Genomic DNA, 23,952 nt, shown 5'->3' on the forward strand with positions numbered 1-23,952 from the left:
GGGTACTGCGGGGAGGGGTTCTGCGGTGCTGCGGGGTTCTGCGATGCTGCGGGGTTCTGCGATGTCGTCGGGTACTGCGGAGACGCGGGCAGGTGCGGGGCGGGGGGACCGGAAGGTCGCTGAGGCTCGCTCATGACGACGAGCGTAGCCCCCGCGGTCATGGTGCTGGTCAGCGGTAACCGTGCCCCGACTCGGCCTGCTGCCCGACATCGCGTTCTGCGAGGCGCGTCCAGTCGGTCGGGGTGCGACGGTATCCGTCGCGGCGCAGTTCGACGAAGGTGGCGGTCGTGGCCCACGCGGCGAGGGCGAGGAGTGCGATGAGGAGTATCATGGCAGAAACGCTACGTTCGATGCCGAACCGCCACGAGTGGCAGAATAGACTCTGAACGTATGAAAACTGCCAACCGGGAGTGTGTATGAAGACGGTCGCCTGTGTCATCCAGGACGGGTTCGCGCCCTTCGAGTTCGGCGTCGCCTGCGAGGCGTTCGGCCTCGACCGCGCCGATGACGGGGTGCCGAACTTCGACTTCCGCATCGTCGCTCCCCGTGCCGGCGTCGTGACGTCGAAGATCGGCTTCTCGGTGAACGTCGAGCACGATCTGGCCTTCGCCTACGAAGCCGACCTCGTGGTGTTCTGCCCTCTTCCCCGGGAGAACTGGGGCGACGTGGATCCGCTTCTGGTCGACGTCGCCCGCCATGCGGTCGACCGCGGCGCGTGGGTGATGAGCGTGTGCAGTGGATCGTTCATCCTCGCCGCTGCCGGGGTGCTCGACGGTCGACGCGCCACCACGCACTGGATGTACGCGCACGTCATGGCCGACATGTATCCGCAGATCGACATCGACCCCGACGTGCTGTTCGTGCAGGACGGCAAGATCATCACGAGTGCCGGCACCGCGGCGGGCATCGACGCCTGCCTGCATCTGCTCCGGCAGGAGGTGGGTGCCGAGCTCACCAACCGCATCGCCCGCCGGATGGTCGTGCCCCCGCAGCGCGACGGAGGCCAGGCACAGTTCATCGATCGCCCCATCCCCGTCGTCCCCACCGATTCGCTCGCCGCGGTCGCCGACTGGGCTGTCGAGCACCTGCGCGAAGACCTCGGTGTCGACCAGCTGGCGGCCAGGGCCCTCATGTCGCCGCGCACGTTCGCCCGCCGGTTCAAAGCCGAATACGGCGCGACGCCGGCGGCCTGGCTCGCGCGTCAGCGCATCATCCACGCGCAGCGGATGCTGGAGCGCACCGACCTGCCGCTCGAGCACATCGCCGACGAGTGCGGATTCGGTTCAGCGGCTGTGCTGCGGCAGAACTTCGCGAGAGTGCTCGGGCTGACCCCCACCGCCTACCGTGCGCGGTTCTCCTGTGCCGAGGAATCCGCGGTGCCCGCGGCCTGAGCCGGGCGGGTCCATCACGCAGCCGGATTCAGTGTCCAGGCCGGATTCAGTGTCCAGACCGGATTCAGTGTTCAGTCGGGGTCGCTGCTCAGCCAGGGTCAGTGTTCAGGCCGGATTCAGTGTTCAGACCAGTGCGCCGGTGCGGGCAGTGCGACGTCGCGCACCTCGACCCCGTCCTTGGTGACGGCGGCGATGCAGTAGAGCAGGGACTGCGTGGGGTAGCCGTGCGGCCGGTTGTCGCGGATGATCGCCCTGTCGTCTTCCGGAGGGAGCGCGGTCGAAGATGCGAGCAGGGCCGTCCACTCGGCCGTCCAGTCGTCGCTGTCGGCGGTCGGACCCAGGGCGCGGAATTCGGGCAGCCACGCCTGGATCCGCGGAGTCGTCGCATCGTCGAGATCGTCGTGCGCGATCATGTGCGTTCCGGGGTCGATGGGTGTCTCGCGAAGCTCGACGCCGTCCCACGAGAGCACTCTCGCGCCGGCGGGGCCCACCTCGAGCAGGTTGAAGCCGTGCATCGGCAGCGGTGCGACCGGCGATCGGCCCGTCACCGACTCCAGAGCGAGGGCGCCGCGGGACACCGCGTGAGCTGCGGGGAGGTCACGCACGTCCGCGCGGTTCAGCAGCACGGCGAGTCGTCCTTCTGCCGGGTTCGCGGCCAGCCACGCGCCGCCCGCTCGGCGGTCGCGGATACCCACCACGCCCGGGAAGTCGTCCGGCCACCAGGCTCCGAGGGAGTCCCAGGCCCGCAGCGGGTCTTCGTCGCGGACCGCCAGAAGTCGTGCGGATCCGGCATTCTCGACATCGATCACGACCGTGCACACGGCATCAAGTCTAGATCGGCGGAACGATCGTCGGCCCGCGGCGGTGGATGCTGGGGCAGAATCGAGACGTGAACATCGTGGTCGGAGTCACAGGCGGCATCGCCGCGTACAAGACGGTGCATCTGGTGCGCCTGCTCACGAAGGGCGGCCACGACGTGACCGTGGTGCCCACCGCGGATGCGCTGCGCTTCGTCGGGCTGCCTACATGGGAGGCGATCAGTCGTCACCCCGTGACAACGAGCGTGCACGAGGATGTGGCACGGGTGCGGCACGTGGCTCTCGGTCAGGCGGCCGACCTCGTGATCGTGGCGCCGGCGACCGCGAACTCGATCGCGAAGATCACTGCCGGGCTCGCCGACGATCTCCTGGGGACCACCCTGCTCGCGACCGAGGCCCCGGTGCTGATCGCTCCGGCGATGCACGCCGAGATGTGGCGGAACAGGGCGACACAGGCGAACATCGCGACCCTGCGGGAGCGCGGTGTGCACCTGGTGGGTCCTGCCGACGGTGAGCTCGCCGGTGGTGACAGCGGTCCCGGCCGGATGTCGGAACCCGAGGAGATCTTCGCCGCCGCGCAGGCGCTGCTGACTCCCGGTGACCTCGCCGGCGTGCGGGTGGTGGTCTCGGCCGGCGGCACTCGCGAGCCGATCGATCCCGTGCGTTTCCTCGGCAACCGCTCCAGCGGCCGGCAGGGTGCGGCGCTCGCCGCGGAGGCGGCCGCTCGCGGAGCCGAGGTGACCCTGGTGTCGGCGAACATCTCGGGTGACGTGCTCGCCGACGTGCGGCATCCGTCGATCCGCGTCGTCGGCGTGGGCTCCGCGACCCAGCTCGCAGACGCGATGAAGCGTGAGGCCGCAGAGTCGGACGTGATCGTGATGGCCGCCGCGGTCGCCGACTACCGACCGGTCGCGGTCTCGGAGCGCAAGCTCACCAAGGAGGGCGGCGGGGTGCCCGCCATCGAGCTGATCGAGAACGAGGACATCGTCGCAGCCCTGGCCTCTGCACGTCGCCCGGGTCAGCTCGTCGTCGGCTTCGCAGCCGAGACTCCGGAGGACGAGGCCGAACTGCTCGCTCGCGCTCGCGGCAAACAGCAGCGCAAGGGTGTCGACCTGCTGGTGGTGAACGAGGTCGGCTGGGAGCGCGGGTTCGAGAGCGCGGAGAATGCCGTGCACATCCTGGGCCCCGGGGGTGCGGTGGCGGCGACCGTCTCCGGCTCCAAACGCGCTGTCGCGTCCGCGATCTGGGACGCGATCGGACGGGAGCGCTGACGAGGCGGACGGACTGGAGGAGAATCTCGGCGAGTGCTAAACTTGAGTCAATAAGACTCAACTTTGATCCCCGTCCTCCGACTTGGTGGACGGGAGACGACCAGAAGGAGCAACTCCAGGAGGAGCGCATGACCACCCCGCAGACCGGCAACCAGAACCAAGAGCAGCAGTCCGCCCTCGAGCAGTTCGGCATCAACCTCACCGACCGTGCCCGCGAAGGCAAGCTCGACCCCGTGATCGGACGCGACAGCGAGATCCGTCGGGTCAGTCAGGTGCTCACCCGACGCACGAAGAACAACCCCGTGCTGATCGGCGAGCCCGGCGTCGGTAAGACCGCCGTCGTCGAAGGCCTCGCCCAGCGCATCGTCGCCGGCGACGTCGCCGAGTCCCTCAAGGACAAGGAGCTGGTCACGCTCGACATCTCCGCCCTCGTGGCAGGCGCCATGTACCGCGGGCAGTTCGAGGAGCGGCTGAAGCAGGTGCTCAAGGAGATCACCGAGTCCGACGGGCAGGTCATCACGTTCATCGATGAGCTGCACGTGCTGATGGGCGCCGGTGGCGGTGAAGGCTCGGTCGCGGCATCCAACATGCTGAAGCCGATGCTGGCCCGCGGCGAGTTGCGACTGATCGGCGCAACGACCCTCAACGAGTATCGCGAGTTCATCGAGAAGGACGCAGCGCTCGAGCGCCGCTTCCAGCAGGTCTACGTCGGAGAGCCCACGGTCGAGGACACGATCGCGATCCTCCGCGGCCTCAAGGGTCGGTACGAGGCGCACCACGGGGTGACCATCTCCGACAGTGCTCTCGTTGCGGCTGCGGCCCTGTCGAACCGGTACCTGCCCGCGCGTCAGCTGCCCGACAAGGCGATCGACCTGATCGACGAGTCGATGTCGCGGCTCAAGATGGAGATCGACTCGTCTCCGGTCGAGATCGACCAGCTCAAGCGTCAGGTCGACCGGATGAAGCTCGAGGAGCTCGCCCTCAAGCGCGAGAAGGACGCTGCGTCCAAGGAGCGACTGAGCGCCTTGCGCGAGCAGCTCGTCGGCATGGAGCGACAGCTCGCCGAGCTCGAAGCCCGCTGGGCGCGCGAGCGTCAGGGTCTGAACCGGGTGGGCGAGCTCAAGAAGCAGCTCGACGACGCGATCACGCAGCGCGACCTCGCCATGCGCAATGCCGACTACACGAAGGCTTCGAAGCTCGAGTACGAGACGATCAAGCGCCTGGAGCGCGACATCGCGGAGGCCGAGCAGGCGGAGGCCACCGCGTCGAGCGAGCCTCGCATGGTCAACGAGCAGGTGACCGAGGAGGACATCGCGGCCGTGATCGCCGCGTGGACCGGCATCCCCGTCGGCCGGTTGCTGCAGGGCGAGAGCGAGAAGCTGCTGCACCTGGAGAACGAGCTCGGCAAGCGCCTGATCGGGCAGAAGGACGCCGTGAAGGCCGTGTCCGACGCCGTCCGCCGTTCGCGCGCGGGGATCAGCGACCCCGGTCGTCCGACCGGATCGTTCCTGTTCCTCGGCCCGACCGGTGTCGGCAAGACCGAGCTTGCCAAGGCGCTGGCGGAGTTCCTCTTCGACGACGAGCACGCCATGGTGCGCATCGACATGTCGGAGTACGGCGAGAAGCACTCGGTGTCCCGGCTCGTCGGCGCCCCTCCCGGGTACGTCGGCTACGAGCAGGGTGGTCAGCTGACCGAGGCCGTGCGTCGCCGGCCGTACAGTGTGATCCTGCTCGACGAGGTCGAGAAGGCGCACCCCGAGGTGTTCGACGTGCTGCTGCAGGTGCTCGACGACGGTCGGCTGACCGATGGGCAGGGGCGCACGGTCGACTTCTCGAACGTGATCCTGATCCTCACCTCGAACCTGGGCTCGCCCATCCTCATCGACCCCGTGCTCGCACCCGATGAGAAACGCGACCAGGTGATGGCGCTCGTGCGGCAGGCGTTCCGTCCGGAATTCCTGAACCGCCTCGACGACATCGTGATGTTCTCGGCGCTGAGCGAAGACGACCTCGCACAGATCGTGGAGCTCTCGGTCGACCAGCTGCACGACCGGCTGAAGGACCGGCGACTCACCCTCGCGGTCACTCCGGATGCGCGGGCCTGGCTCGCCGAGCGCGGGTACGACCCCATGTTCGGTGCGCGTCCGCTGCGCCGCCTCATCCAGAGCGAGGTGCAGAACAAGCTCGCGACCGCTCTGCTCTCGGGCAACGTGCACGACGGCGACACGGTTCGCGTCGACGTGGCCGCCGACGGGATGGGCCTCGTGCTCACCTCGACGACGCCGGAGCCCGAGGCCGACTCCGACTCCGACTCCGACGAGGATGACGTGATCGAGGCGGAGCTCCTCGAGGACTGACACGCCACGACTGAGCTGAACCGCTCGGACACAGAAGAGGGACCAGCGGGTGATCCGCGGGTCCCTCTTCTCGTGGGGTCTCGGCTTTGACGTGGGGTCTCGGCTTTGACGTGCGGGCTCAGCACTCTCGTGCAGGCTCAGCCGCGCAGACCGGAGGCCGCGGCGAGTGCGCGACCGGTGAGGGAGTCGTCGTCACGCACGATCTCGGACGGCGTCCCGCTGAAGATCAGGCTCCCGCCGTCGGATCCCGCTCCCGGACCGATGTCGATGATGTGATCGGCACGGGCGACCACTCGCAGGTTGTGCTCCACGACCACCAGCGTCGCTCCCTCCTCGAGCAGGTCGTCGAAGAGGAGGTTGATGGTGTCGACGTCGGAGGGGTGCAGGCCGGAGGTCGGCTCGTCGAGGATGATGCGGTCCGCTCGGTCGCGGTGCGGATCGCTGAGGTGGCGGGCCAGCAGCAGACGCTGCTTCTCCCCGCCGGACAGCGTGTCGAGCGACCGGCCGACCGGGATGTATCCCAGTCCGGTGCGTTGCACCCAGGCCAGGGCCTCGACCACGTCGGCATGGGCGGAGAAGAGGGCGCTGACCTCGGCCGGTGGCGCCGCCAGCACGTCGGCGATCGTGGCGCCGTCGACCTGCACGGCCAGAGCGGTCGGGTTGAAGCGCAGCCCGCCGCACGCATCGCAGGGGAGGGACACGTCGTCGAGGAACGCGAGCTCGGTCGTGATGTGGCCGCGGCCGCGACAGGTGGGGCACGCCCCGCGGGAATTGAAGCTGAACCAGGAGGGGTCGAGGCCGGAGGCATCCGCGAACACCGCCCTGACGGTGTCGGCGATGCGAAGGATGCTCAGGGTCGTGGATCGGACGCCGCCGCGCAGCGGTTCCTGTCCGACGACCGTGAAGTCCGGGTGCTGGCGTGGCAGCTCCGCGGTCGCGAACGAGCTCTTGCCGGAACCGGCGACTCCCGTGACGGCCGTGAGCACGCCCAACGGGATGTCGACGTCGAAACCTCGCAGGTTGTGCGAGCGCGCATCCCGCACCGTGATCCGGCCCGACGGTGCCCGTGTCGCTCGACGGATCGGCAACGGCTCGGCGAGCAGGCGCCCCGTCAGTGTGTCGCCGGCGCTGAGCTCGGCCGGCGTCCCCTCGAACTGCACGAGCCCACCGGCAGACCCCGCACCGGGACCGAGGTCGATGATGTGGTCGGCGACCGCGATCACCTGCGGGTGATGCTCGACGACGAGGATCGTGTTCCCGGCATCGCGCAGTCGTTGGAGCAGGGCGACGAGGCGCTGGATGTCGGCGGGGTGCAGCCCGGTGCTCGGCTCGTCGAACACGTAGGTGACGTCGGTGAGCGCGCTGCCGAGGTGTCGCACGATCTTGACGCGCTGCGCCTCGCCGCCGGACAGCGTCGCCGACTCGCGGTCGAGCGCGAGGTAGCCGAGGCCGACCGAGAGCAGGGCGTCGAGCGCATGACGGATCCCCTCGACCGCCGGTGCCACCCGTGGGTCGTCGAACTCCTCGAGCAGCGCGTGCAGCTCGGAGACCGGCATGCGCATCCAGTCCACGATCGAGCGCCCGGCGATGAGGCTGGCCCTCGCGGCTTCGTTCACGCGCGCGCCGCGGCAGTCGGGGCAGGTGTGATGCGTCACGAGTCGGTCGAGCTCTTCGCGCACGGAGGCTGACATCTTCACCGGACGCTGCTTGAGGAACACGTCGCGCATCCGCGTGATGACCCCGTCGAAGCGCGCGCTCTGCGGGAAACGCGGGTCGGGGTCCTCGAGCTTGAGCTTGTCGGCATAGAGGAACTGGTCCATCTCCTCGGCCGTGTAGTCCTTGAGCGGCTTCTCGCGGTCGAACAGTCCACAGTAGGCGAAGCGTTTCCAGCGGTACACGCCTGGACGGAACAGGCTGAACCGCACCGGGCCTTCGTCGATGTTCCTCTCGGGGTCGATCAGTTCATCGATGTCGATGTCGTACACCGTGCCGAGCCCTTCGCAGGTCGGGCACATGCCGGAGGGGTCGTTGAACGAGTACGCGGGGGAGTAGCCGGCCGACGGCTCGCCGACACGGGAGAAGACGAGGCGCACGAGCGAGGCCAGATCGGTCGCGGCGCCACGGTCGAGCGCGCGTTGCCCGTGAACCGACGTTGGTCGATCAGCACCGTGAACGTCAGACCGTCCATCGCCTGCACGTCCGGAGTGGGCAGCTGCGGCAGTCGCGACCGGATGAACGTCGAGTAGGAGTCGTTCACGAGCCGCTGCGCCTCGGCGGCGATCGTGTCGAGCACCAGCGACGACTTGCCCGAACCCGAGACCCCGGTGAAGACGGTCAGCAGCTTCTTGGGGACGACGACGGAGACGTCGCGGAGGTTGTTCGTCCGTGCGCCGGTGATGCGGAGCATATCCATCCGCACACGCTAACGGGGCCCCCGGGCAAACCGGAGACCCCGTTGACAGCGTCGGCGGGAGCGGTCAGGCGCTGAGGACGACCGTCTCGTCGATGGGGCGACGCACGCGCGGGGCGACCTCGCGCTGCTGCAGCACCTCGGGCAGGGCCTCGATGTCGCCGAACTCGCCGACGGCGAAGACCGTGACCGGCACGAACCGGGCCTCGAGGTCCGCGAACTCACGGACCACCTCGGGGTCGAAGCCGCTCATCTGGTGCACGAGCAGGCCGTCGTGGTGGGCCTGCACCGAGAAGTGCGCGACCGCCTGGCCGAGGTCGTAGAGTGCGTGCGTGATCGGGGTGCCGTCGGTGGTGGCGGTCTCCGCGATCGCGACGACGAGCACCGCGGCGTTGCCGGCCCATGCCTGGTTGAAGCCCATCAGGGCATCGACGACCTGGGCGTGGAGTGCAGTGCCGCGACGGGCGACGATGAAGCGCCAGGGCTGGATGTTGTTGGCGGACGGGCTCCAGCGGGCGGCCTCGAGGGCGGTCGCGAGCTTGGCCTCGTCGATCGAGTTCTGCGCGTCGAAGGCGCGGGGGCTCCAGCGGCCGGCGAGGACGTCGAGGACGGGGTGCTCGGTCGGGGCGGTGCGGTCGATCACGGGGGTGCTCACAGAAGTGCCTTTCAGAAGGAGTGGATCGGACTCCTTCGTCCGGGTACACGGGAGCCAACAGATGTATGTGCATGCATATTCCCGGATCGTCCGGATGCCCTCGATGGCCGGATCCCGCAGCGACCGGATGCCGATCGCGGTGACGAACAGCGTGACGGCGATCGCGAGCGCCACGGCCACGGGGCCGGCGGACGACACCTCGGCGACGTCGAGCCAGGAGATCGTGTAGGTCGCGACGGCCGCGACCGGGAAGGTGAACGACCAGAAGCCGAGTGTGAAGGGGAGCCGACGGTAACGCGGAATGGTGGCGACCTGCGCGGCGACGAGGAGCGTCATGAGACCGGCGAACGCGAACGAGAGCGGCGATGCGATGCCGTCGGTCAGGGCGAAGAGCGCGAGTCCGCCGACGGCCGGCGGGGCCATCAGCACCGCCAGGCTGGGGGTGAGCGCATCCGGCAGCGGGGGGCCGGCGACCAGGCGCACGAGCACGAGCGTCGTCATCACGACCCAGAAGAGGCATCCGACGCCGAACGCCGCCCATCCGAGCCCCGGCAGCCCGAGTGCCTCCGCGGCGGTCGCGATGATGAATCCGCCGGCGACCGGCGGCAGGATGTACCCGCCGTGGATCGCGGCGAGCTCGATCCGGCCGGCCATCCAGGTGCTCACCAGCCAGCCCGCCCACACCGCGGTGCTGGTCATCGAGGCGATCACGATCGTCGAGCCCGCGACGGGGAGCGAGGGAAGCAGCCGGATGCCGATGAGCATCCCTACCAGAGGGAGGATCACGGCGAACGGTGCCTGCACGGGGTCGCGGAGCTGCGCGCGCAGAGGTGTGCTGCTGCGCACGCCTCTCACGGTGTGCGCGGCGAGCAGTCCGATCGTCGCCATCGCCGACAGGCCCCAGAAGGCAGGGCCAACGGAAGCGGGCACCGGAGCGACGGCGGTGGCCGCCGACCAGGTCGACGCGACGCCGGCGAGGCCCAGCGCGATCGCCAGGGTGCTCAGCGGGATCCGTGCGGGAGGGTTCCGGCCGGAGCGGGTGCGCGTGGAAGAGGACATGTCGAGGTAACCTCTGACATTTTACTCCGCGGTTCACGAAGGCGGCGCGGATGCCGAAGGCGGCGCAGACCCCGAGGCTAGGCGGCGAGGTCGTGCGAGGCCGCGTCGGCGAGTGCGCTGCGCACGGCGCGGATCGAGGGAGCGTCCGCAGATACACGCCTCGCGGAGGAGAAGATCTCGCGCCGAGGCTCCTGCGGCAGCGGTGCCAGGTCGACCGTCGGGGTGTCACCCGCCCACACGAGCTCCGGCAGCAGTCCCACTGCGAGTCCGGCATGGATCAGCCGCACGTGGGCGGTGAGGTCGGCGATCTCGAAGCGCACATCGGGCTCGAACCCGGCGGTGCGGCACAGCTGCTCCGCCCAGGCGCGCGACGCGGTGCCGGCAGGTTCCAGCACCCAGGGTTCGTCGCGGGTCGACCACAGCGCGGCGACGGCGTCGGGGTGCGCGGGGGTCCCTGGCCGCCGCGCGAGGGCGATCGCGTCGTGTGCGAGCACCACCCGGTCGAGGTCGGCGTGGATCGGGCGTGTGCGGCCCGGGTACTGCTCGGCGAGGATGAGGTCGAAGTCGCGGCTGGACACTCCGACGAGTCCGGTCTCCGGGTCGGACTCCGTGACCTCCACTCGCAGGGCAGGATGACGTTCCTTGAGGGCTTCGAGCCCGCGGGGCAGGAGCGAGTGTGCCGTGGACTGGAAGACCGCGATGCGCACGGTGCCCGTGACCTCGGTCAGGGACTCGGCGACGGCGACCTGGGCGTGCTCGAGCTGGTCGAGGATGCCGATGGCCTCGGCGACGAGCACGTTCCCCTGCGGCGTGAACTGCACCCCGCGCCCGACCCGGCGCAGCAGCGGCACGCCCACGTCGCGCTCCAGCGCACTGAGCTGCTGCGACACCGATGCCTTGCTGTAGGACAGGGCATCGGCGACGGCCGACAGTGTCCCTCGACGCGACAGCTCCACCAGCATCCGCAGTCTGTTCACGTCGAGCACGGCGGGTCCTTCGTTCGGCGCCTATCGTTCAGTGGAACTGAACAGAATCCACGCAAATCGGTTGATAGACGGAGCCTACCGAGCGGCAGGACAATGATCCAGCCGCACACGAAATCCCGGTGTGCGCTCTCTTGGAAGGTCCCACCGATGCCTGTCGCCGCCGACACCACCACCCCCCGCACCGAAGACGTCGCCGCCCTGGTGCAGCGCTGGCTCGCCGAGAGCGAGACCCACCCCGTCGAGCCGGCCGCCCAGCGCCTCTCCGAGGTGCTCAAGGACCCGAACGGACTCGCGTTCACGGTCGGCTTCGTCGACGGCGTCATGCGCCCGGAAGACCTGCGCGTCGCCGGCCGCAAGCTCGCCGAGCTGAGCGACATCACCCCGTCGCTGCTGCCCGGATACCTGCGCGCCGCGATCAAGACCGGCGGCTTCTGGGCGCCGAAGCTCCCCGGCGTTGTCGTGCCGATCTCCCGCCGTGTGTTGCGCGCCATGGTCGGGCACCTCGTGCTCGACGCCACTCCGTCCAAGCTCGGCCCCGCCATCGCGAAGCTGCGCAAGAGCGGCAACCGCCTGAACCTCAACCTGCTCGGCGAGGCCGTGCTCGGAGAGCGGGAAGCCGGACACCGCCTGCAGGGCACCCGTGACTTCCTGGCCCGCGACGACGTCGACTACGTGTCGATCAAGGTCTCCAGCGTCGTGAGCCAGCTGTCGATGTGGTCGTTCGACGAGGCCGTGGCGGACGTCGTGGAGAAGCTCACCCCGCTCTACGAGCTCGCCGCGCGTGCCGAGGCCAAGGGCAAGGCCAAGTTCATCAACCTCGACATGGAGGAGTACCGCGATCTCGACCTGACGATCGCGGCCTTCACGAGCATCCTCGACCAGCCGGGCTTGGAGAACCTCGAAGCCGGCATCGTGCTGCAGGCGTACCTCCCCGACGCGCTCGGCGCGATGCAGCACCTGCAGGAGTGGGCAGCTGCCCGCCGCGCCAAGGGGGGAGCGCCGATCAAGGTGCGCGTCGTCAAGGGCGCGAACCTCGCGATGGAGGAGGTCGACGCCGCGATCCACGGCTGGCCGCTCGCCACCTACGGCACCAAGCAGGACTCGGACACCAACTACAAGCGGGTGCTCGACTGGGCCATGACGCCCGAGCGCCTGGACGCCGTGCGCATCGGGATCGCCGGTCACAACCTCTTCGACATCGCCTACACCTGGCTGCTCGCCCAGGCGCGCGGGGTGGCCGACCCGACCGGCGCCGACCCCCTCGTCGAGTACGAGATGCTGCTGGGCATGGCGACCGGTCAGGCCGAAGCCGTCCGCAAGGACGTCGGCCGTCTGCTGCTCTACACGCCGGTCGTGAACCCGGCGGAGTTCGACGTGGCGATCGCGTACCTGGTGCGCCGCCTCGAGGAGAACGCCAGCCCGGAGAACTTCATGTCGGCGGTGTTCGAACTGGCCTCCAACCCCACGCTCCTCACCCGGGAGCGGGAGCGCTTCGAGCGTTCGCTTGCCGCGCTCGCGAACGACGATCCGCAGTACGTCCCCGCCGCCCATCGGGTGCAGGATCGGACAGCTGAGGCTCCCGCGGGAACGACCACGGGCTTCGCGAACCAGGCCGACACTGACCCCGCCATCGCGGCGAACCGTGCCTGGGGGCGGGAGATCCTCGGCCGCTCGGTCGGATCGACCCTCGGACTCGACACCATCGCGCTCGCCAAGGTCGAGACCGATGCCGAGCTCGATGGCATCTTCTCCGCGGCGACCGCGGCCGCCGAGAAGTGGGCCGCGCTGCCGGCCGCCGACCGTGCCGCCGTGCTGCACCGCGCCGGCGACGAACTCGCCGCGCGTCGCGGTCAGCTGATCGAGATCATGGCCCACGAGGCGGGCAAGACCATCGCCGAGGCCGACCCCGAGATCAGCGAGGCCATCGACTTCGCGCACTACTACGCCGAGCGCGCGAAGGACCTGGAGACCGTCTCCGGTGCCGAGTTCGTGCCGTCGAAGGTCACCGTGGTCACTCCTCCCTGGAACTTCCCGGTCGCGATCCCCGCCGGCGGTGTGCTCGCGGGCCTGGCCTCGGGCTCTGCCGTGATCATCAAGCCGGCCAAGCTCACCCAGCGCTGTGGCGCCGTGATGGTGGAGGCACTGTGGGCCGCCGGGGTGCCTCGGGACCTGCTCGCGCTCGTCGACCTCGCGTCGCGCGACCTGGGCACGCGCCTCGTCGCCGGCCCCGCGGTGGACCGTGTGATCCTCACGGGTGCGTACGAGACGGCGCAGCTGTTCCGCTCGTTCCGCTCCGACTTGCCGCTGCTCGCCGAGACCAGCGGGAAGAACGCGATCATCGTGACCCCGTCCGCCGACCTCGACCTCGCGGCCGCCGATGTGGCCCGAAGTGCGTTCGGCCACGCAGGGCAGAAGTGCTCCGCCGCGTCGCTCGCGATCCTCGTGGGATCCGTCGCCGACTCGAAGCGGTTCGAGCGTCAGCTGGTGGATGCCGTGACCTCGATGCGCGTCGGCCTGCCCGATGACCCCGCCACCCAGATGGGTCCGATCATCGAGCCCGCGAACGGCAAGCTGCTCACGGCGCTCACGAAGCTCGAGAAGGGCGAGCGCTGGCTGGTGAAGCCGCGCAAGCTCGACGACGAGGGCAAGCAGTGGACGCCCGGCGTGAAGACCGGTGTGCGCGAGGGATCGTACTTCCACCTGACCGAGTTCTTCGGGCCGGTGCTCGGCATCATGCACGCCAAGGATCTGGACGAGGCGCTGCGCCTGCAGAACGCGGTCGACTACGGTCTCACGGCCGGCATCCACTCGCTCGACTCCGACGAGGTCGCCACCTGGCTCGACCGTGTCGAAGCCGGCAACCTGTACGTGAACCGCGGCATCACCGGGGCGATCGTGCAGCGTCAGCCGTTCGGCGGCTGGAAGCGCTCGGCCGTCGGCGCCGGAGCCAAGGCCGGTGGCCCGAACTACCTCTTCGGTCTCGGCGAGTGGACGCCGGCCGAGCTCCCGGCCGCGGCGCCGGGTGCGGCCGTCGTCCCCGTCGTGCGGGCACTGCTGGAGGCGGCGTCCTCCGAGGTGGACGCGACCGAGGCCGAGTGGCTGCAGCGTGCTGCCGCATCCGACGAGCATGCCTGGATCGACGAGTTCGGCGCCGTGAGCGACAAGTCCGGCCTCGGGGTCGAGCGCAACCTGTTCCGCTACCGTCCCGTCGCCGTCGACGTGCGCATCGCCGACGACGCTCCTCTGGTGGATGGCCTCCGTGTGCTCGCGGCCGCCCTGCGCAGCGGCAGCCCGTTCACGGTGTCGGCTCCCGCTCTGCCCTCTCGCGTCGAGAAGGCCCTCCGCGCGCACGGCGTGACCGTCAAGCACGAATCGGACGCGGCGTGGACCAAGCGTTACGCCAAGACCGCGAACTCGTGGCACCGCGTGCGTCTGGTCGGCGGCGACGCCGCGGCGCTGCACGAGGCGCTCGACGGAAGCCCGGATGTGGCGGTCTGGTCGCACGCCGTGACCGGGGCGGGACGGGTCGAGATGCTTCCGTTCCTGCACGAGCAGGCCGTATCGATCACGAACCACCGCTTCGGCAACCCCACCACCCTGGCCGACGGCGTGATCTGACCTGACCCTTCGCCGAGACCCATCGGCCACAACGAAACCCACCGTCGCTGACGTCTGCGACGGTGGGTTTCGGCGTGCGGGATGGGTCTCGGCGGCAAGGGAGGGGGGCTAACCCCGCAGCGCCTCGCGGAGCTTGACGCGGGAGCCCATGCGCAGGAGCGAGTTCTCGTAGATCTTCGCGCCGATGACGATCGCGGCCACGCAGCTGGCGAGCAGGATCACGAGGCTCAGCAGCGGCTCCCACCACTGCGCCTCTCCCACGAACAGGCGCATCGGCATGCCGACCGGGGCGGAGAACGGCACGTACGACATGATCGTGAGCACCAGCGGGTTGTCGTTGAAGACGATGACCAGGATGTACGGCGCCATGATGAGCATCGTGATCGGTGTCGTGGTGGACCCGATGTCCTCCTGGCGAGAGACCATCGACGCCGCGGCCGCGAACATCGCCGCCAGCAGGATGAAGCCGAACAGGAAGAAGATCGCGAACCAGATGATGGGCGCCCCCAGCGTCGTGAGCACCTCCCGTTGACCGGTGACGATCAGACCGATGGTGGCGACCGCCGCCAGGGCGAGGATCTGCCCCATCGCGAGCACGGTGTTGCCGATCACCTTGCCCGCGAGCAGTGTGCGGGCCGGGATCGCCGAGAGCAGCACCTCGACCACGCGGGTCTGCTTCTCCTCCACGACGCTCTGTGCGATCGTGCCGCCGAACGTCGCCGCAGCCATCATGAAGACGAGGCCGAACGCGATCGCGATGAAGTACCGCAGCAGCGGGTTCGTGGTCGCGGGCTCGAGGCTGACGATCTCGGGAGCGATCGACAGGGCTGAGACGATCTCGCCCGGGGGATCCTGCATCGCGATGATCGTGTATCCCGACGGTCCGTCGCCTTCGATCACCGCGGCATCGACCTTGTCATCGCGCACGAGCTGTTCGGCTGCGGCCCGGTCGGCGACCGTGGTGACCTCGACGTTCGGGATGGCGGAGACGGCGGAGGCGGTCTCCGCGGTCACGGCGATCGGCGTGGTCTCGGTGTTCTTGCTCGCGAACCCGCCGAACAGGATGCCGGCGAGGGCGAGGACCAGCAGGATGCCGGTGGAGATCAGGAAGGCCTTGCTGCGCAGCTTCGATCCGATCTCGCGCTCGGCGACGAGCCAGATGCCGTTCGAGCTGCGAACGGGGGAGGGGGTGCTCACTGGATGACCTCCTTGAAGATCTGGGCGAGGGACGGATGCTTGGGGGCGAAGCTGGCGACATCGCCACGCTGTACGGCGGACTGCAGCACGCGCTGGGCCGTCTCCGGGCCGTCCGCGTCGAACAGGGCGTAGCCGCCCTCGAAGTCGACCACCGTGACACCGGGCTCGGTGCGCAGCCACCCGGCGTCTCCGGCCGAGACCAGCTCGTACCGGTCGCGCGCGTGCTCGGCGCGGAGTGCGTCGCGCGAGCCCGCCGCGCGGATCGTGCCACCGGCGAGGATGACCAGGTCGTCGCACAGCCGCTCCACCACGTCGAGCTGGTGGGAGGAGAACAGGATCGACGCCCCCTTGGCCGCGCTGGACTGCAGGACACCCGCGACCACGTCGACGGCGAGGGGATCCAGGCCGGAGAACGGCTCGTCGAGGATGAGCACCTCGGGGTCGTGCACGAGCGAGGCGGCGACCTGCGCGCGCTGCTGGTTGCCGAGCGAGAGCGATTCGATGGTGTCGTTCAGCCGCTCGCCGAGCCCGAGTTCCGTGAGCAGCGAGGTCGCCCGCTCCATGGCCTCCTGCTTGCCGAAGCCGTGCAGGCGTGCGAGGTAGACGATCTGCTCGAGCACCTTCATCTTCGGGTAGAGGCCGCGCTCCTCCGGCATGTAGCCGAAGCGGCGCCGGTCGGCAGTCGTCAACGGGGCGCCATCCAGATCGACGCGACCGCCGTCCGACGACAGCAGTCCCAGCACGATCCGCATGGTGGTGGTCTTGCCGGCGCCGTTGCCGCCGACGAAGCCCGTGAGCCGCCCGGGGGCGACCGTGAAGGACACATCATCGAGCACGCGCCGAGAGCCGTAGCTCTTGGTGATGCCGGAGAGTTCGAGCATTCCTGTGGTCATACCCTCACGCTACGGAGCGCACCTGCTCCCGACATCCCCCGCATGGCGGACTCCGCAGGATCACCCGAGCGGGGGAGGAGGGCGGTCAGCGGCGCGCGGTGTGCAGCACCGTGCGCACGAGGAGGCCGGCGACGAGGGCCCAGAATGCGGCGCTGACTCCGAGCACGGCGATTCCTGACGCGGCCACGAGGAACGTCACCACGGCGGGGATGCGCTCACCCGGGTCGTCGATGGCCTGCTGCACGGACGATCCGAACGCGGCGAACAGCGCGAGGCCCGCGACCGCGGGGATGACGGCGGCAGGTGCCAGCACCACGAGCGCGGCGAAGGCCGCCGAGAACACGGCGAGCACGAGGTAGGACACTCCGGTCGAGACCCCGGCGACCCACCGCCGTTTCGGGTCGGGGTCGGCGTCCGGCGAGGCGGCGAGCGCGGCGCTGATCGCGGCGAGGTTGATGGCGTGCCCGCCCGCCGTCGCACCGAGCGCCGTGCCGACCCCGGTGACGAGCATGGCCGGGCGCCACGGCACCTCGTATCCGAAGCTGCGCATGATCGCGACGCCAGGGACGTTCTGAGACGCCATCGTCACGATGAACAACGGCAGCGCGAGACCCACGAGGGCGCCCACCGTGAACGTGGGAGCGGTGAACTCGAGGCGCGGCAGCAGCAGACGCGGATCGAACGAAGCACCATCGCCGATCAGGGACACCGCGACCACCACGGCCGTAGCGGCGAACGCGAGCGGCACGGCCCAGCGCGGGGCGAGCCGCGCGAACACCAGCCAGGTGAGCACGACGGGCACCACGCCCCAGGGGTTCGCCACCAGGCCGGTGATCGGGGCGAGGCACAGGGGCAGCAGCACTCCGGCCAGCATCGCCTGCGCGATGGACGGAGGGATGCGAGCGATCAGGGCGCCGAGTGCGGGCCAGAGCGCGGTGAGCAGGATGAGCGCGGCGGTGACCAGGAACGCACCGACCGCGGCAGACCAACCGCCTTCGACCGTGCCCGTGGACACGAGGAGGGCGGCCCCCGGCGTGGACCAGGCGACGGTGATCGGCATCCGATACCGCCATGCGAGCACGACGCATGCGAGACCCATCATGAGGCTGACCGCGAGCAGCCCGCTGGCCGCCTGCGCCGCGTCCGCCCCGACGGCGTCGAGTCCGGTCAGCACCACCGCGAACGAACTCGTGAACCCGACGAGTGCCGTCACCACTCCCGCCAGGATCGGGCGGGACAGGGGTGCGGCGTCGGGCATGGCTCCGAGGCTACCGCGGAGTCGGGGCCGACGCCGTCCTAGGCGAGGCCCATGCGATGCGCGAGCACCACCGCCTGCACACGGTCGCGTGCCCCCAGCTTCTGCAGGATGCGCGAGACGTGCGTCTTCACGGTGGCTTCCCCGATGAACAGCGCCTGCCCGATCTCGGCGTTGCTCCTGGCATCCGCGAGCAGGGTCAGCACCTCGGCCTCGCGCTCGGTGAGGGGCTCGGCGATGACGACGTTCGACACACCGCCGCCCCCGGTCGGCGCCGTGGGCGAGACCGTCGGAGCAGGTGTCGCGGTGAAGCGGGCGAGCACGCGGCGGGTCACCTCGGGCGCGAGCATGCCGTCCCCGGCGGCGAGCGCCCTGACGGCGGCGATGAGGTCTTCCGCACCGGCGTTCTTGAGCAGGAAGCCGCCAGCTCCGGCATCGAGCGCCTGGTACAGGTAGTCATCGCGATCGAAGGTGGTGACGATCGCGATCGCCGCTTCGGTCGCGGGGTCGGCCACGATGCGTCTCGTCGCCTCGATGCCGTCCATATCGGGCATCTGCACGTCCATCATGATGACGTCCGGGCGGAGGGCGGATGCCTGCTCAACGGCCTCTGCCCCGGTGGATGCCTCGCCGACCACCTCGATGTCGGGCTGCGTGTCGAGGATCGTGCGGAAGCCCGCGCGCAGCAGCGCATGGTCGTCGACGAGCAGCACGCGGATCGATCCGGTCATCGGCGCACGCTCGCTTCGTGTGCGACGGATTCGCGTGTGACCGAGGCGACGGGAAGGGGCACACGGGCGCGCACGCGCAGTCCTCCGAAGGGACGCGGCGTCACCTCGAGCGTGCCGCCGGAGGCCGCGGCACGCTCCCGCATCCCCAGCTGTCCGAGTCCAGGACGCAGCTGCGAGACGGGGCGCCCCGTGTTCACGATCTCGACCTCGACGCCGTCGCCGTCGTAGCGCACTCGGACGTCGGCGGTCGCATCGGGTCCCGCATGACGGCGAGCATTCGTGAGCGACTCCTGGGTGATGCGGTATAGGTTCACGGCGACGAGAGACGGGACGGGTGTCGGGTCTCCGATGACCGTGTACGCGGTCGGAAGCCCCGCTTCGGTCGAGGCCTCGACCAGTTCGGCGACGTCGTCGAGGTTCAGGGTCGAGGCGGCGTCCGAGGTCTCTCCGCCCGGTGCGCGCAGAGTCTCCAGCAGTTGGCGCAGCTCGTGGATGGCGTCGCGCGCCGACCCCTCGATGCCCGTGAGGATGCGAGAGGCCTCCGCCGGATCCCGCTCCAGCACCAGGCGCGCGGCCCCGGCCTGCACGCCCATGACGGACACGTGATGGGCGACGACATCGTGCAGCTCTCTGGCGATGCGCACCCGGTCGAGCGCGACGGCCTGGGCCGCGGTGACCTCGCGTTCGCGCTCGAGCTCGGCGGTCCGCTGCTCGAGCACGGCCAGCTGTGCCGCCGCTGCCCACGAGCGCTCGCCGAAGTAGTAGGCGCCGCCGAAGTAGAGCCCGTTCAGCAGCAGTTGGATGAGCATGAAGGCCACGTAGGGCGACATGGCTCCGGCGATCACATCCGCCTTGTCCGCCTCGCGGATCGCGTCGCGGTACATGGTGATCAGCAGCCACACGAACATGCTGACGATGATCCCGACGCGCACGATGAGCGCACGCCGGCGGTTGTTCATCCAGGCGCCGACCGTGTAGATCGCGATGAACATGGCGATGTTGCCGACGTAGATCTCGGGGATGCGGATCGTCACCGCGGTGAAGTAGGTGGCCACCACGATGACGGCGACGGTGCCTGGCCAGCGCCGGCGCACGGCCAGGGGAGCGGTGACGACCGCCGCGTACACGAGGGCGGTCCACAGCGGCGCCTGTTCGTCGCCGTACATCTCCGCGATCGAGGAGAGCGCTGCGCTCAGCACGGCACCGACGAACAGCACGGTGGCGAGCACGAGATCGCTGCGCCGTTCGCGCTCGGTCGGCGTGCGGATGAACGGGGCGGCGGACATCCCTCCACCGTAGGGCGGGCCGTGGCGGCGCCGCATCCCCCGTGTGGGGGATCGACTCGAACTTGCTATTGACAAGCGTGATTGTTTTTAACAAGCTCTACCTCAACGGGCTCACCGACCGATGAGCTCACACCTCCGGAGGAGCCATCATGACCAAGGTGTTCGTCAACCTGCCCACCACCGACCTCGAGCGCGCGAAGGCCTTCTACACCGCGCTCGGCTGCGAGATCAGCCCCCAGTTCACCGACGAGAATGCGGCGTGCGTCGTGTGGAGCGAGGACATCTACTTCATGATCCTCAAGCGCGAGTTCTTCTCGACCTTCACCGACAAGCCCATCGCCGACCCGAACGAGGTCGTCCAGGTCTCGGTGGCGTTCAGCCAGGACTCCCGCGAGGAGGTCGATGCGATCCTCGCGAAGGGTCTGGCGGCCGGTGGCGCCGAGCCGAAGCCCGTACAGGACTACGGCTTCATGTACTCGCGTGACCTCGACGACCCCGACGGCAACTCGCTCGGCTTCCTCTACATGACGCCCGAAGCCATCGAGAACGGCCCGGATCACGTGGCCGACACCGCCACGTCGGCCTGACATGGCGGCGCGCAGCTACGGCCAGTACTGCGGTGTGACGACGGCCGTCGAGCTGATCGGGGAGCGGTGGGCGCTGCTCATCGTCCGTGATCTGCTCGTCGGACCGCGTCGGTACACCGACCTCAAGCAGGGTCTGCCGCGCATCCCCACCAACATCCTGTCCACGCGACTGAAAGAGCTGCAGGAGGGTGGGGTCGTGCGACGTGTGCCGCTGTTGAACTGCGGACTCGTGTACGAGCTCACCCCGTACGGGCGCTCCTTCGAACCGATCATGCTCGCCCTCGGACGCTGGGGCTTCCAGGCGATGGGAGACCCGGACGAGGGCGACGTCGTCACGGCCGATTCCCTCACGATGGCGCTGCGCACGGCGTTCGTCGCCGAGAGCGCGCTGGACGCGGAGTACGAACTGCACGTCGGCGATGTCGCCCTCCGTGCATCGGTGCGCGACGGCGAGCTCCGCGTCGCGCAGCTCGCCCCTCCGGCACCTCCCGTCGGCGGGCGCATCCCCGAAGGAGAACCGGATGCGGTGATCGTTGCCGGCCCCGGCATCCGTCGGTTGATCGGCGGCGAGGTCACCCCGGCGGAAGCGCTGGCACAGGACCTCGTCGCTGTGATCCGCGGCGATGAAGCGCTGCTGGAGTCTTTCGCAGACACCTTCCACATCCAACGATTGACAGTAGGGAGCACGACATGAACGACCAATATGCTGATGAACAACAGACACCCGGATGAACAACAGACACCCGGTCGCATCCTGATCGATCTCTTCACCTCTCTCGACGGAGTCGCCCAGGGTCCCGGCGGCACCGATGAGGACACGTCGGGCGGATTCCGGTTCAGCGGGTGGCAGGCCGGATACCCCTCCTCCGGCGTCGGACCCGAGATCGAGAAGGGCATGCGCGGTCTCGATGCGCTGTTGCTCGGTCGGCGCACGTACGACATCTTCGCCTCGTACTGGCCGCATCACACCGAGGGCGAGTCCGGCGACATCGGCACGCTCTTCAACCGCGTGCCGAAGTACGTCGCGACCCGGGATGCGGATCTCGCGCTCGACTGGGAGGGCAGCACGCGCGTCGGTGTCGACCTCGCCGCGGAGATCGCGGCGATACGGGCGGCCCATCGCGAAGTGCATGTGATCGGCAGCATCGATTTCGTGCACACGCTGCTCACTGAGGGTCTCTTCGACGAGCTGAACCTCTGGGTGTATCCGCTGCTGCTCGGCGCGGGCAAGAAGGTGTTCGACGATGGTGCGTCGCCGAGCGTGCTGCGTCTACTCGAGCCGCCGATCACCGACGACGCCGGAGTGACACTGCTGCGCTACGCACGGACCGATCGGGTGCCGGAGGTCGGCACTTTCGGGTGATCACGGACAGGTAACGCCGACACTCGAGTGTTCCCAGAGTGTTCCCTCCCGGCGGCTCGTGGGATATCGTCGGGCGCACGGTGCGGGGCCCACTCCCCGCACGGGGTCGCGAGGGCAGAGCCGCTCGCGCGATTCGAATCCCATCGTGAGGGGAATCACCGATGAAGTCACGTCATGCCGTCCGCCGGGCGCGGCTGCGAGGACTGAGCGCGGGCGCTCTCGCGGCGGTGCTGGTCGTCGGGGGCGCAGCCGCTTCAGCCCCGGCCGACGTCATCGCCACGACGACGATCACCGGGAGCGTCACCCGCGAAGACAGCGGGCTTCCCGTCGAAGGCGTCAGCGTCGACATCTCCGACAGCGAGGGTGGGTCTACGTACGACGCGATCACGGACGCGAACGGAGACTATACCGTCGGCGACCTTCCCGCGGGCGAGTACGTCGTTCGCTTCGCACCTGCTTCCGCTGCCCCCGACCTCGTCTCGGAGTTCTGGAAGGATGCCGCCGACTGGAGCGGCGCACAGCGCATCGTCGCCGTCGGCGGGGAGATGATCGACGACATCGATGCCTCGCTCCGCGTCGACGAGTCCGCCGCGGGTACGGTGACCGTCGACGGTGAAGGCGACGTCGGGTCGGTCGATCCCGTCGACGTCACGGCGACCGCGGGTCAGGTGGTCGCCATCGCGGCGGCACCCGCCGCGGTGACGGCGATCACCGGCACAGTGCGCGCGGACGGCGCCCCCGCTGCGGGGCTGGTCGTCGAGGCATTTGCCGACGGCCAGGTGGCGGGCACGGCCACGACTGCTGCGGACGGCGCTTACCGGCTCGACCTTCCCTCGGGGGTGTACACCGTGCGCGCTTCGGGAGCGGCTGCCGGTCTCGTCTTCGCCCCCCAGTACTACCCGACGGCGACGACGCCGGGAGTCGCCGCTCCGGTAGAGCTCACTGCGGACGCCGACCGCATCGGTGTGAACTTCGACCTCGCGCGCGGAGGCAACATCCAGGGGACCGTGGAGAGCGACGGCGGCGCGCTCCCCGCGGGCGGGGCGCAGGTCACGGCCTACCTCTTGGGCGGGTCCGGCTGGTACCCGATCGCGACGACGACAGCGGCAGGCGCTTACATCTTCGGCGGTGTCGATCCTTCTGTGCCTCAGAGCGGGGGACCGCTTCCCGCCGGCACCTACCGCATCGGAGTCGAAGCGGAGGGATTCTGCACTCAGTTCGTGGGGGGCGCGCACACGCTGGAGAACGCGACGCCCTTCGAACTCGGAGCTGGCGGGAATCTCACCGACCTCGATGTGACGTTGACCGTGGAGTGCGGGACGGGGCGCGTCCCGACGATCACGCTCTCGCCCACCAGCGTGCGCGCCGGTGAGCTGCTCCAGATCTCGGGCATTAACTTCGTCCCGGGGACGCTGCTGGAGTTCTTCGTGGAGCCCGAGCAACTGAGGTTGGGTACTCTGACCGCGGACGCCGACGGCAGCTTCACGGGAGCCTTCCGGATCCCCCTCGACGCCGTCGTCGGCGAGCACTACATCCTCGCCCGGCTCGGAACGTCGAAGTTCGCCAGCGGACCCCTGATCATCATGGCGGCGGCCGATCCTGCAGGCGGTGCGGTAACGCCAGGTGCAGGGCTGGCCGACACGGGCGGAGAAGCTCCGGTCTCGACCGTGACGATGGCACTCGGCCTCGCGGCGGTCGGGCTGCTGCTCATGCTGAGACGAGGTCGACGGCTCAGGAACGCGTCGTCCGTGCCATCTCAATCATCGACGAGAGAGTGATGAAACGGGTCTTCCACCGTGGTATCGAGCGGATGTAGGGAGCGCCACTGGCCGACGATCTGACGCCACCCGAGACGAGCCCGATGAGGATGCTCGTGGTGGGTATCCTCTTCATCGGCTTCGGAATCTTCACTGGCGCGGATGCGTTCCTGAGCTGAGAAGACTTCGAAGGGGCATTCAAGAGCACCCTTGCTGCAGCGCGTTGCTTCCGGGACCTGCCGCTCATGTTCAGCCTGCGATCATGGGGGAGGGCTGGATGCCTCAACCCGATCGAGAGATCGGCGCTTCCAGGAGGAG

At 69.2% G+C, this 23,952-nt stretch carries 19 protein-coding genes and 1 pseudogene; 8 read left to right on the forward strand and 12 right to left on the reverse strand.

Features of this window, described 5'->3' with window-relative positions; all coding sequences use genetic code 11:
* Window positions 1-169: 169 nt before the first annotated feature.
* Window positions 170-331 (reverse strand): hypothetical protein, encoded by a 162-nt coding sequence (locus FFS56_RS20505; protein ID WP_164734123.1) that lies wholly within the window; start codon window positions 329-331, stop codon window positions 170-172.
* Between the two features lie 85 nt (window positions 332-416).
* On the opposite strand from FFS56_RS20505, the gene FFS56_RS08865 reads away from it, so the two are divergent.
* Entirely contained in the window at window positions 417-1,391 is a 975-nt protein-coding gene (locus FFS56_RS08865; protein ID WP_046748727.1) for a helix-turn-helix domain-containing protein, read from the forward strand.
* Between the two features lie 116 nt (window positions 1,392-1,507).
* Here the strand turns inward: FFS56_RS08865 and FFS56_RS08870 are convergent, their stop codons facing one another.
* Complete coding sequence (locus FFS56_RS08870) at window positions 1,508-2,212, reverse strand: NRDE family protein (protein ID WP_113680457.1); 705 nt, start codon at window positions 2,210-2,212, stop codon at window positions 1,508-1,510.
* 68 nt (window positions 2,213-2,280) lie between these two features.
* Here FFS56_RS08870 and coaBC point away from each other — a divergent pair, with 68 nt between their 5' ends.
* Complete coding sequence (coaBC, locus tag FFS56_RS08875; RefSeq protein ID WP_046748729.1) at window positions 2,281-3,480, forward strand: bifunctional phosphopantothenoylcysteine decarboxylase/phosphopantothenate--cysteine ligase CoaBC; 1,200 nt, start codon at window positions 2,281-2,283, stop codon at window positions 3,478-3,480.
* 128 nt (window positions 3,481-3,608) lie between these two features.
* Window positions 3,609-5,837 (forward strand): AAA family ATPase, encoded by a 2,229-nt coding sequence (locus FFS56_RS08880; RefSeq protein ID WP_082108686.1) that lies wholly within the window; start codon window positions 3,609-3,611, stop codon window positions 5,835-5,837.
* Window positions 5,838-5,974: 137 nt separating this feature from the next.
* Here the strand turns inward: FFS56_RS08880 and FFS56_RS08885 are convergent, their stop codons facing one another.
* The 5 genes and pseudogenes from FFS56_RS08885 to FFS56_RS08895 all read right to left on the reverse strand — a co-directional run bounded on the left by FFS56_RS08885 (window position 5,975) and on the right by FFS56_RS08895 (window position 10,947).
* Window positions 5,975-7,822 (reverse strand): ATP-binding cassette domain-containing protein, encoded by a 1,848-nt coding sequence (locus tag FFS56_RS08885; RefSeq protein ID WP_233437341.1) that lies wholly within the window; start codon window positions 7,820-7,822, stop codon window positions 5,975-5,977.
* A complete protein-coding gene (locus tag FFS56_RS20775; protein WP_233437340.1) occupies window positions 7,795-8,250 on the reverse strand; it encodes a hypothetical protein in 456 nt (151 codons plus the stop codon). The genes FFS56_RS08885 and FFS56_RS20775 overlap by 28 nt, the downstream gene beginning before the upstream one ends.
* A gap of 64 nt (window positions 8,251-8,314) precedes the next feature.
* Window positions 8,315-8,902, reverse strand: a complete 588-nt coding sequence (locus FFS56_RS20780; RefSeq protein ID WP_046748778.1) for a nitroreductase family protein — start codon at window positions 8,900-8,902, stop codon at window positions 8,315-8,317.
* A 138-nt stretch (window positions 8,903-9,040) separates the two neighbouring features.
* Window positions 9,041-9,961 (reverse strand): annotated as a pseudogene (locus FFS56_RS20785) (transporter); the annotation flags it as partial.
* A gap of 77 nt (window positions 9,962-10,038) precedes the next feature.
* On the reverse strand, window positions 10,039-10,947 hold the full coding sequence (locus FFS56_RS08895) for a LysR substrate-binding domain-containing protein (RefSeq protein ID WP_046748730.1): 909 nt from the start codon (window positions 10,945-10,947) through the stop codon (window positions 10,039-10,041).
* A gap of 147 nt (window positions 10,948-11,094) precedes the next feature.
* Here FFS56_RS08895 and FFS56_RS08900 point away from each other — a divergent pair, with 147 nt between their 5' ends.
* Window positions 11,095-14,565, forward strand: coding sequence for a bifunctional proline dehydrogenase/L-glutamate gamma-semialdehyde dehydrogenase (locus FFS56_RS08900; protein ID WP_127012752.1), 3,471 nt, complete (start codon window positions 11,095-11,097; stop codon window positions 14,563-14,565).
* A gap of 108 nt (window positions 14,566-14,673) precedes the next feature.
* On the opposite strand, the gene FFS56_RS08905 is transcribed toward FFS56_RS08900, so the two are convergent.
* The 5 genes from FFS56_RS08905 to FFS56_RS08925 all read right to left on the reverse strand — a co-directional run bounded on the left by FFS56_RS08905 (window position 14,674) and on the right by FFS56_RS08925 (window position 19,927).
* Window positions 14,674-15,762, reverse strand: coding sequence for an ABC transporter permease (locus tag FFS56_RS08905; RefSeq protein WP_058631739.1), 1,089 nt, complete (start codon window positions 15,760-15,762; stop codon window positions 14,674-14,676).
* Complete coding sequence (locus tag FFS56_RS08910; RefSeq protein ID WP_127013021.1) at window positions 15,759-16,643, reverse strand: ATP-binding cassette domain-containing protein; 885 nt, start codon at window positions 16,641-16,643, stop codon at window positions 15,759-15,761. The genes FFS56_RS08905 and FFS56_RS08910 overlap by 4 nt, the downstream gene beginning before the upstream one ends.
* Before the next feature lie 97 nt (window positions 16,644-16,740).
* On the reverse strand, window positions 16,741-17,913 hold the full coding sequence (locus FFS56_RS08915; protein ID WP_127012751.1) for a benzoate/H(+) symporter BenE family transporter: 1,173 nt from the start codon (window positions 17,911-17,913) through the stop codon (window positions 16,741-16,743).
* A gap of 38 nt (window positions 17,914-17,951) precedes the next feature.
* Window positions 17,952-18,641, reverse strand: coding sequence for a response regulator transcription factor (locus FFS56_RS08920; protein ID WP_127012750.1), 690 nt, complete (start codon window positions 18,639-18,641; stop codon window positions 17,952-17,954).
* Entirely contained in the window at window positions 18,638-19,927 is a 1,290-nt protein-coding gene (locus FFS56_RS08925) for a sensor histidine kinase (protein ID WP_046746368.1), read from the reverse strand. Before FFS56_RS08925 ends, FFS56_RS08920 begins: the two co-directional genes overlap by 4 nt.
* Window positions 19,928-20,076: 149 nt before the next feature.
* Between FFS56_RS08925 and FFS56_RS08930 the strand changes: the two genes are divergently transcribed.
* From FFS56_RS08930 to FFS56_RS08945, 4 genes are all read left to right on the forward strand, one after another.
* A complete protein-coding gene (locus tag FFS56_RS08930; RefSeq protein WP_171011015.1) occupies window positions 20,077-20,514 on the forward strand; it encodes a VOC family protein in 438 nt (145 codons plus the stop codon).
* 1 nt (window position 20,515) lies between these two features.
* Entirely contained in the window at window positions 20,516-21,208 is a 693-nt protein-coding gene (locus tag FFS56_RS08935; protein WP_046746370.1) for a helix-turn-helix domain-containing protein, read from the forward strand.
* Window positions 21,209-21,223: 15 nt separating this feature from the next.
* Window positions 21,224-21,877 carry a dihydrofolate reductase family protein gene (locus FFS56_RS08940; RefSeq protein WP_127012749.1) on the forward strand — a complete coding sequence of 218 codons (654 nt, stop codon included), beginning with the start codon at window positions 21,224-21,226 and terminating at the stop codon, window positions 21,875-21,877.
* Between the two features lie 161 nt (window positions 21,878-22,038).
* On the forward strand, window positions 22,039-23,655 hold the full coding sequence (locus FFS56_RS08945; protein WP_046746372.1) for a carboxypeptidase-like regulatory domain-containing protein: 1,617 nt from the start codon (window positions 22,039-22,041) through the stop codon (window positions 23,653-23,655).
* Window positions 23,656-23,952 lie beyond the last annotated feature (297 nt).

Source organism: Microbacterium sp. Beta (assembly GCF_005502545.1).
In the GTDB taxonomy this organism is placed as follows: Bacteria; Actinomycetota; Actinomycetes; order Actinomycetales; family Microbacteriaceae; genus Microbacterium; species Microbacterium oxydans.

Bases quoted from the DNA above. Each gene is read 5' to 3' on its own strand.
- FFS56_RS20505 (WP_164734123.1), bottom strand. From the start codon at position 331: ATGATACTCCTCATCGCACTCCTCGCCCTCGCCGCGTGGGCCACGACC.
- FFS56_RS08865 (WP_046748727.1), top strand. From the start codon at position 417: ATGAAGACGGTCGCCTGTGTCATCCAGGACGGGTTCGCGCCCTTCGAG.
- FFS56_RS08880 (WP_082108686.1), top strand. From the start codon at position 3,609: ATGACCACCCCGCAGACCGGCAACCAGAACCAAGAGCAGCAGTCCGCC.
- FFS56_RS20775 (WP_233437340.1), bottom strand. From the start codon at position 8,250: ATGGATATGCTCCGCATCACCGGCGCACGGACGAACAACCTCCGCGAC.
- FFS56_RS08900 (WP_127012752.1), top strand. From the start codon at position 11,095: ATGCCTGTCGCCGCCGACACCACCACCCCCCGCACCGAAGACGTCGCC.
- FFS56_RS08910 (WP_127013021.1), bottom strand. From the start codon at position 16,643: ATGCTCGAACTCTCCGGCATCACCAAGAGCTACGGCTCTCGGCGCGTG.
- FFS56_RS08915 (WP_127012751.1), bottom strand. From the start codon at position 17,913: ATGCCCGACGCCGCACCCCTGTCCCGCCCGATCCTGGCGGGAGTGGTG.
- FFS56_RS08920 (WP_127012750.1), bottom strand. From the start codon at position 18,641: ATGACCGGATCGATCCGCGTGCTGCTCGTCGACGACCATGCGCTGCTG.
- FFS56_RS08925 (WP_046746368.1), bottom strand. From the start codon at position 19,927: ATGTCCGCCGCCCCGTTCATCCGCACGCCGACCGAGCGCGAACGGCGC.
- FFS56_RS08930 (WP_171011015.1), top strand. From the start codon at position 20,077: ATGACCAAGGTGTTCGTCAACCTGCCCACCACCGACCTCGAGCGCGCG.
- FFS56_RS08935 (WP_046746370.1), top strand. From the start codon at position 20,516: ATGGCGGCGCGCAGCTACGGCCAGTACTGCGGTGTGACGACGGCCGTC.
- FFS56_RS08940 (WP_127012749.1), top strand. From the start codon at position 21,224: ATGAACAACAGACACCCGGATGAACAACAGACACCCGGTCGCATCCTG.
- FFS56_RS08945 (WP_046746372.1), top strand. From the start codon at position 22,039: ATGAAGTCACGTCATGCCGTCCGCCGGGCGCGGCTGCGAGGACTGAGC.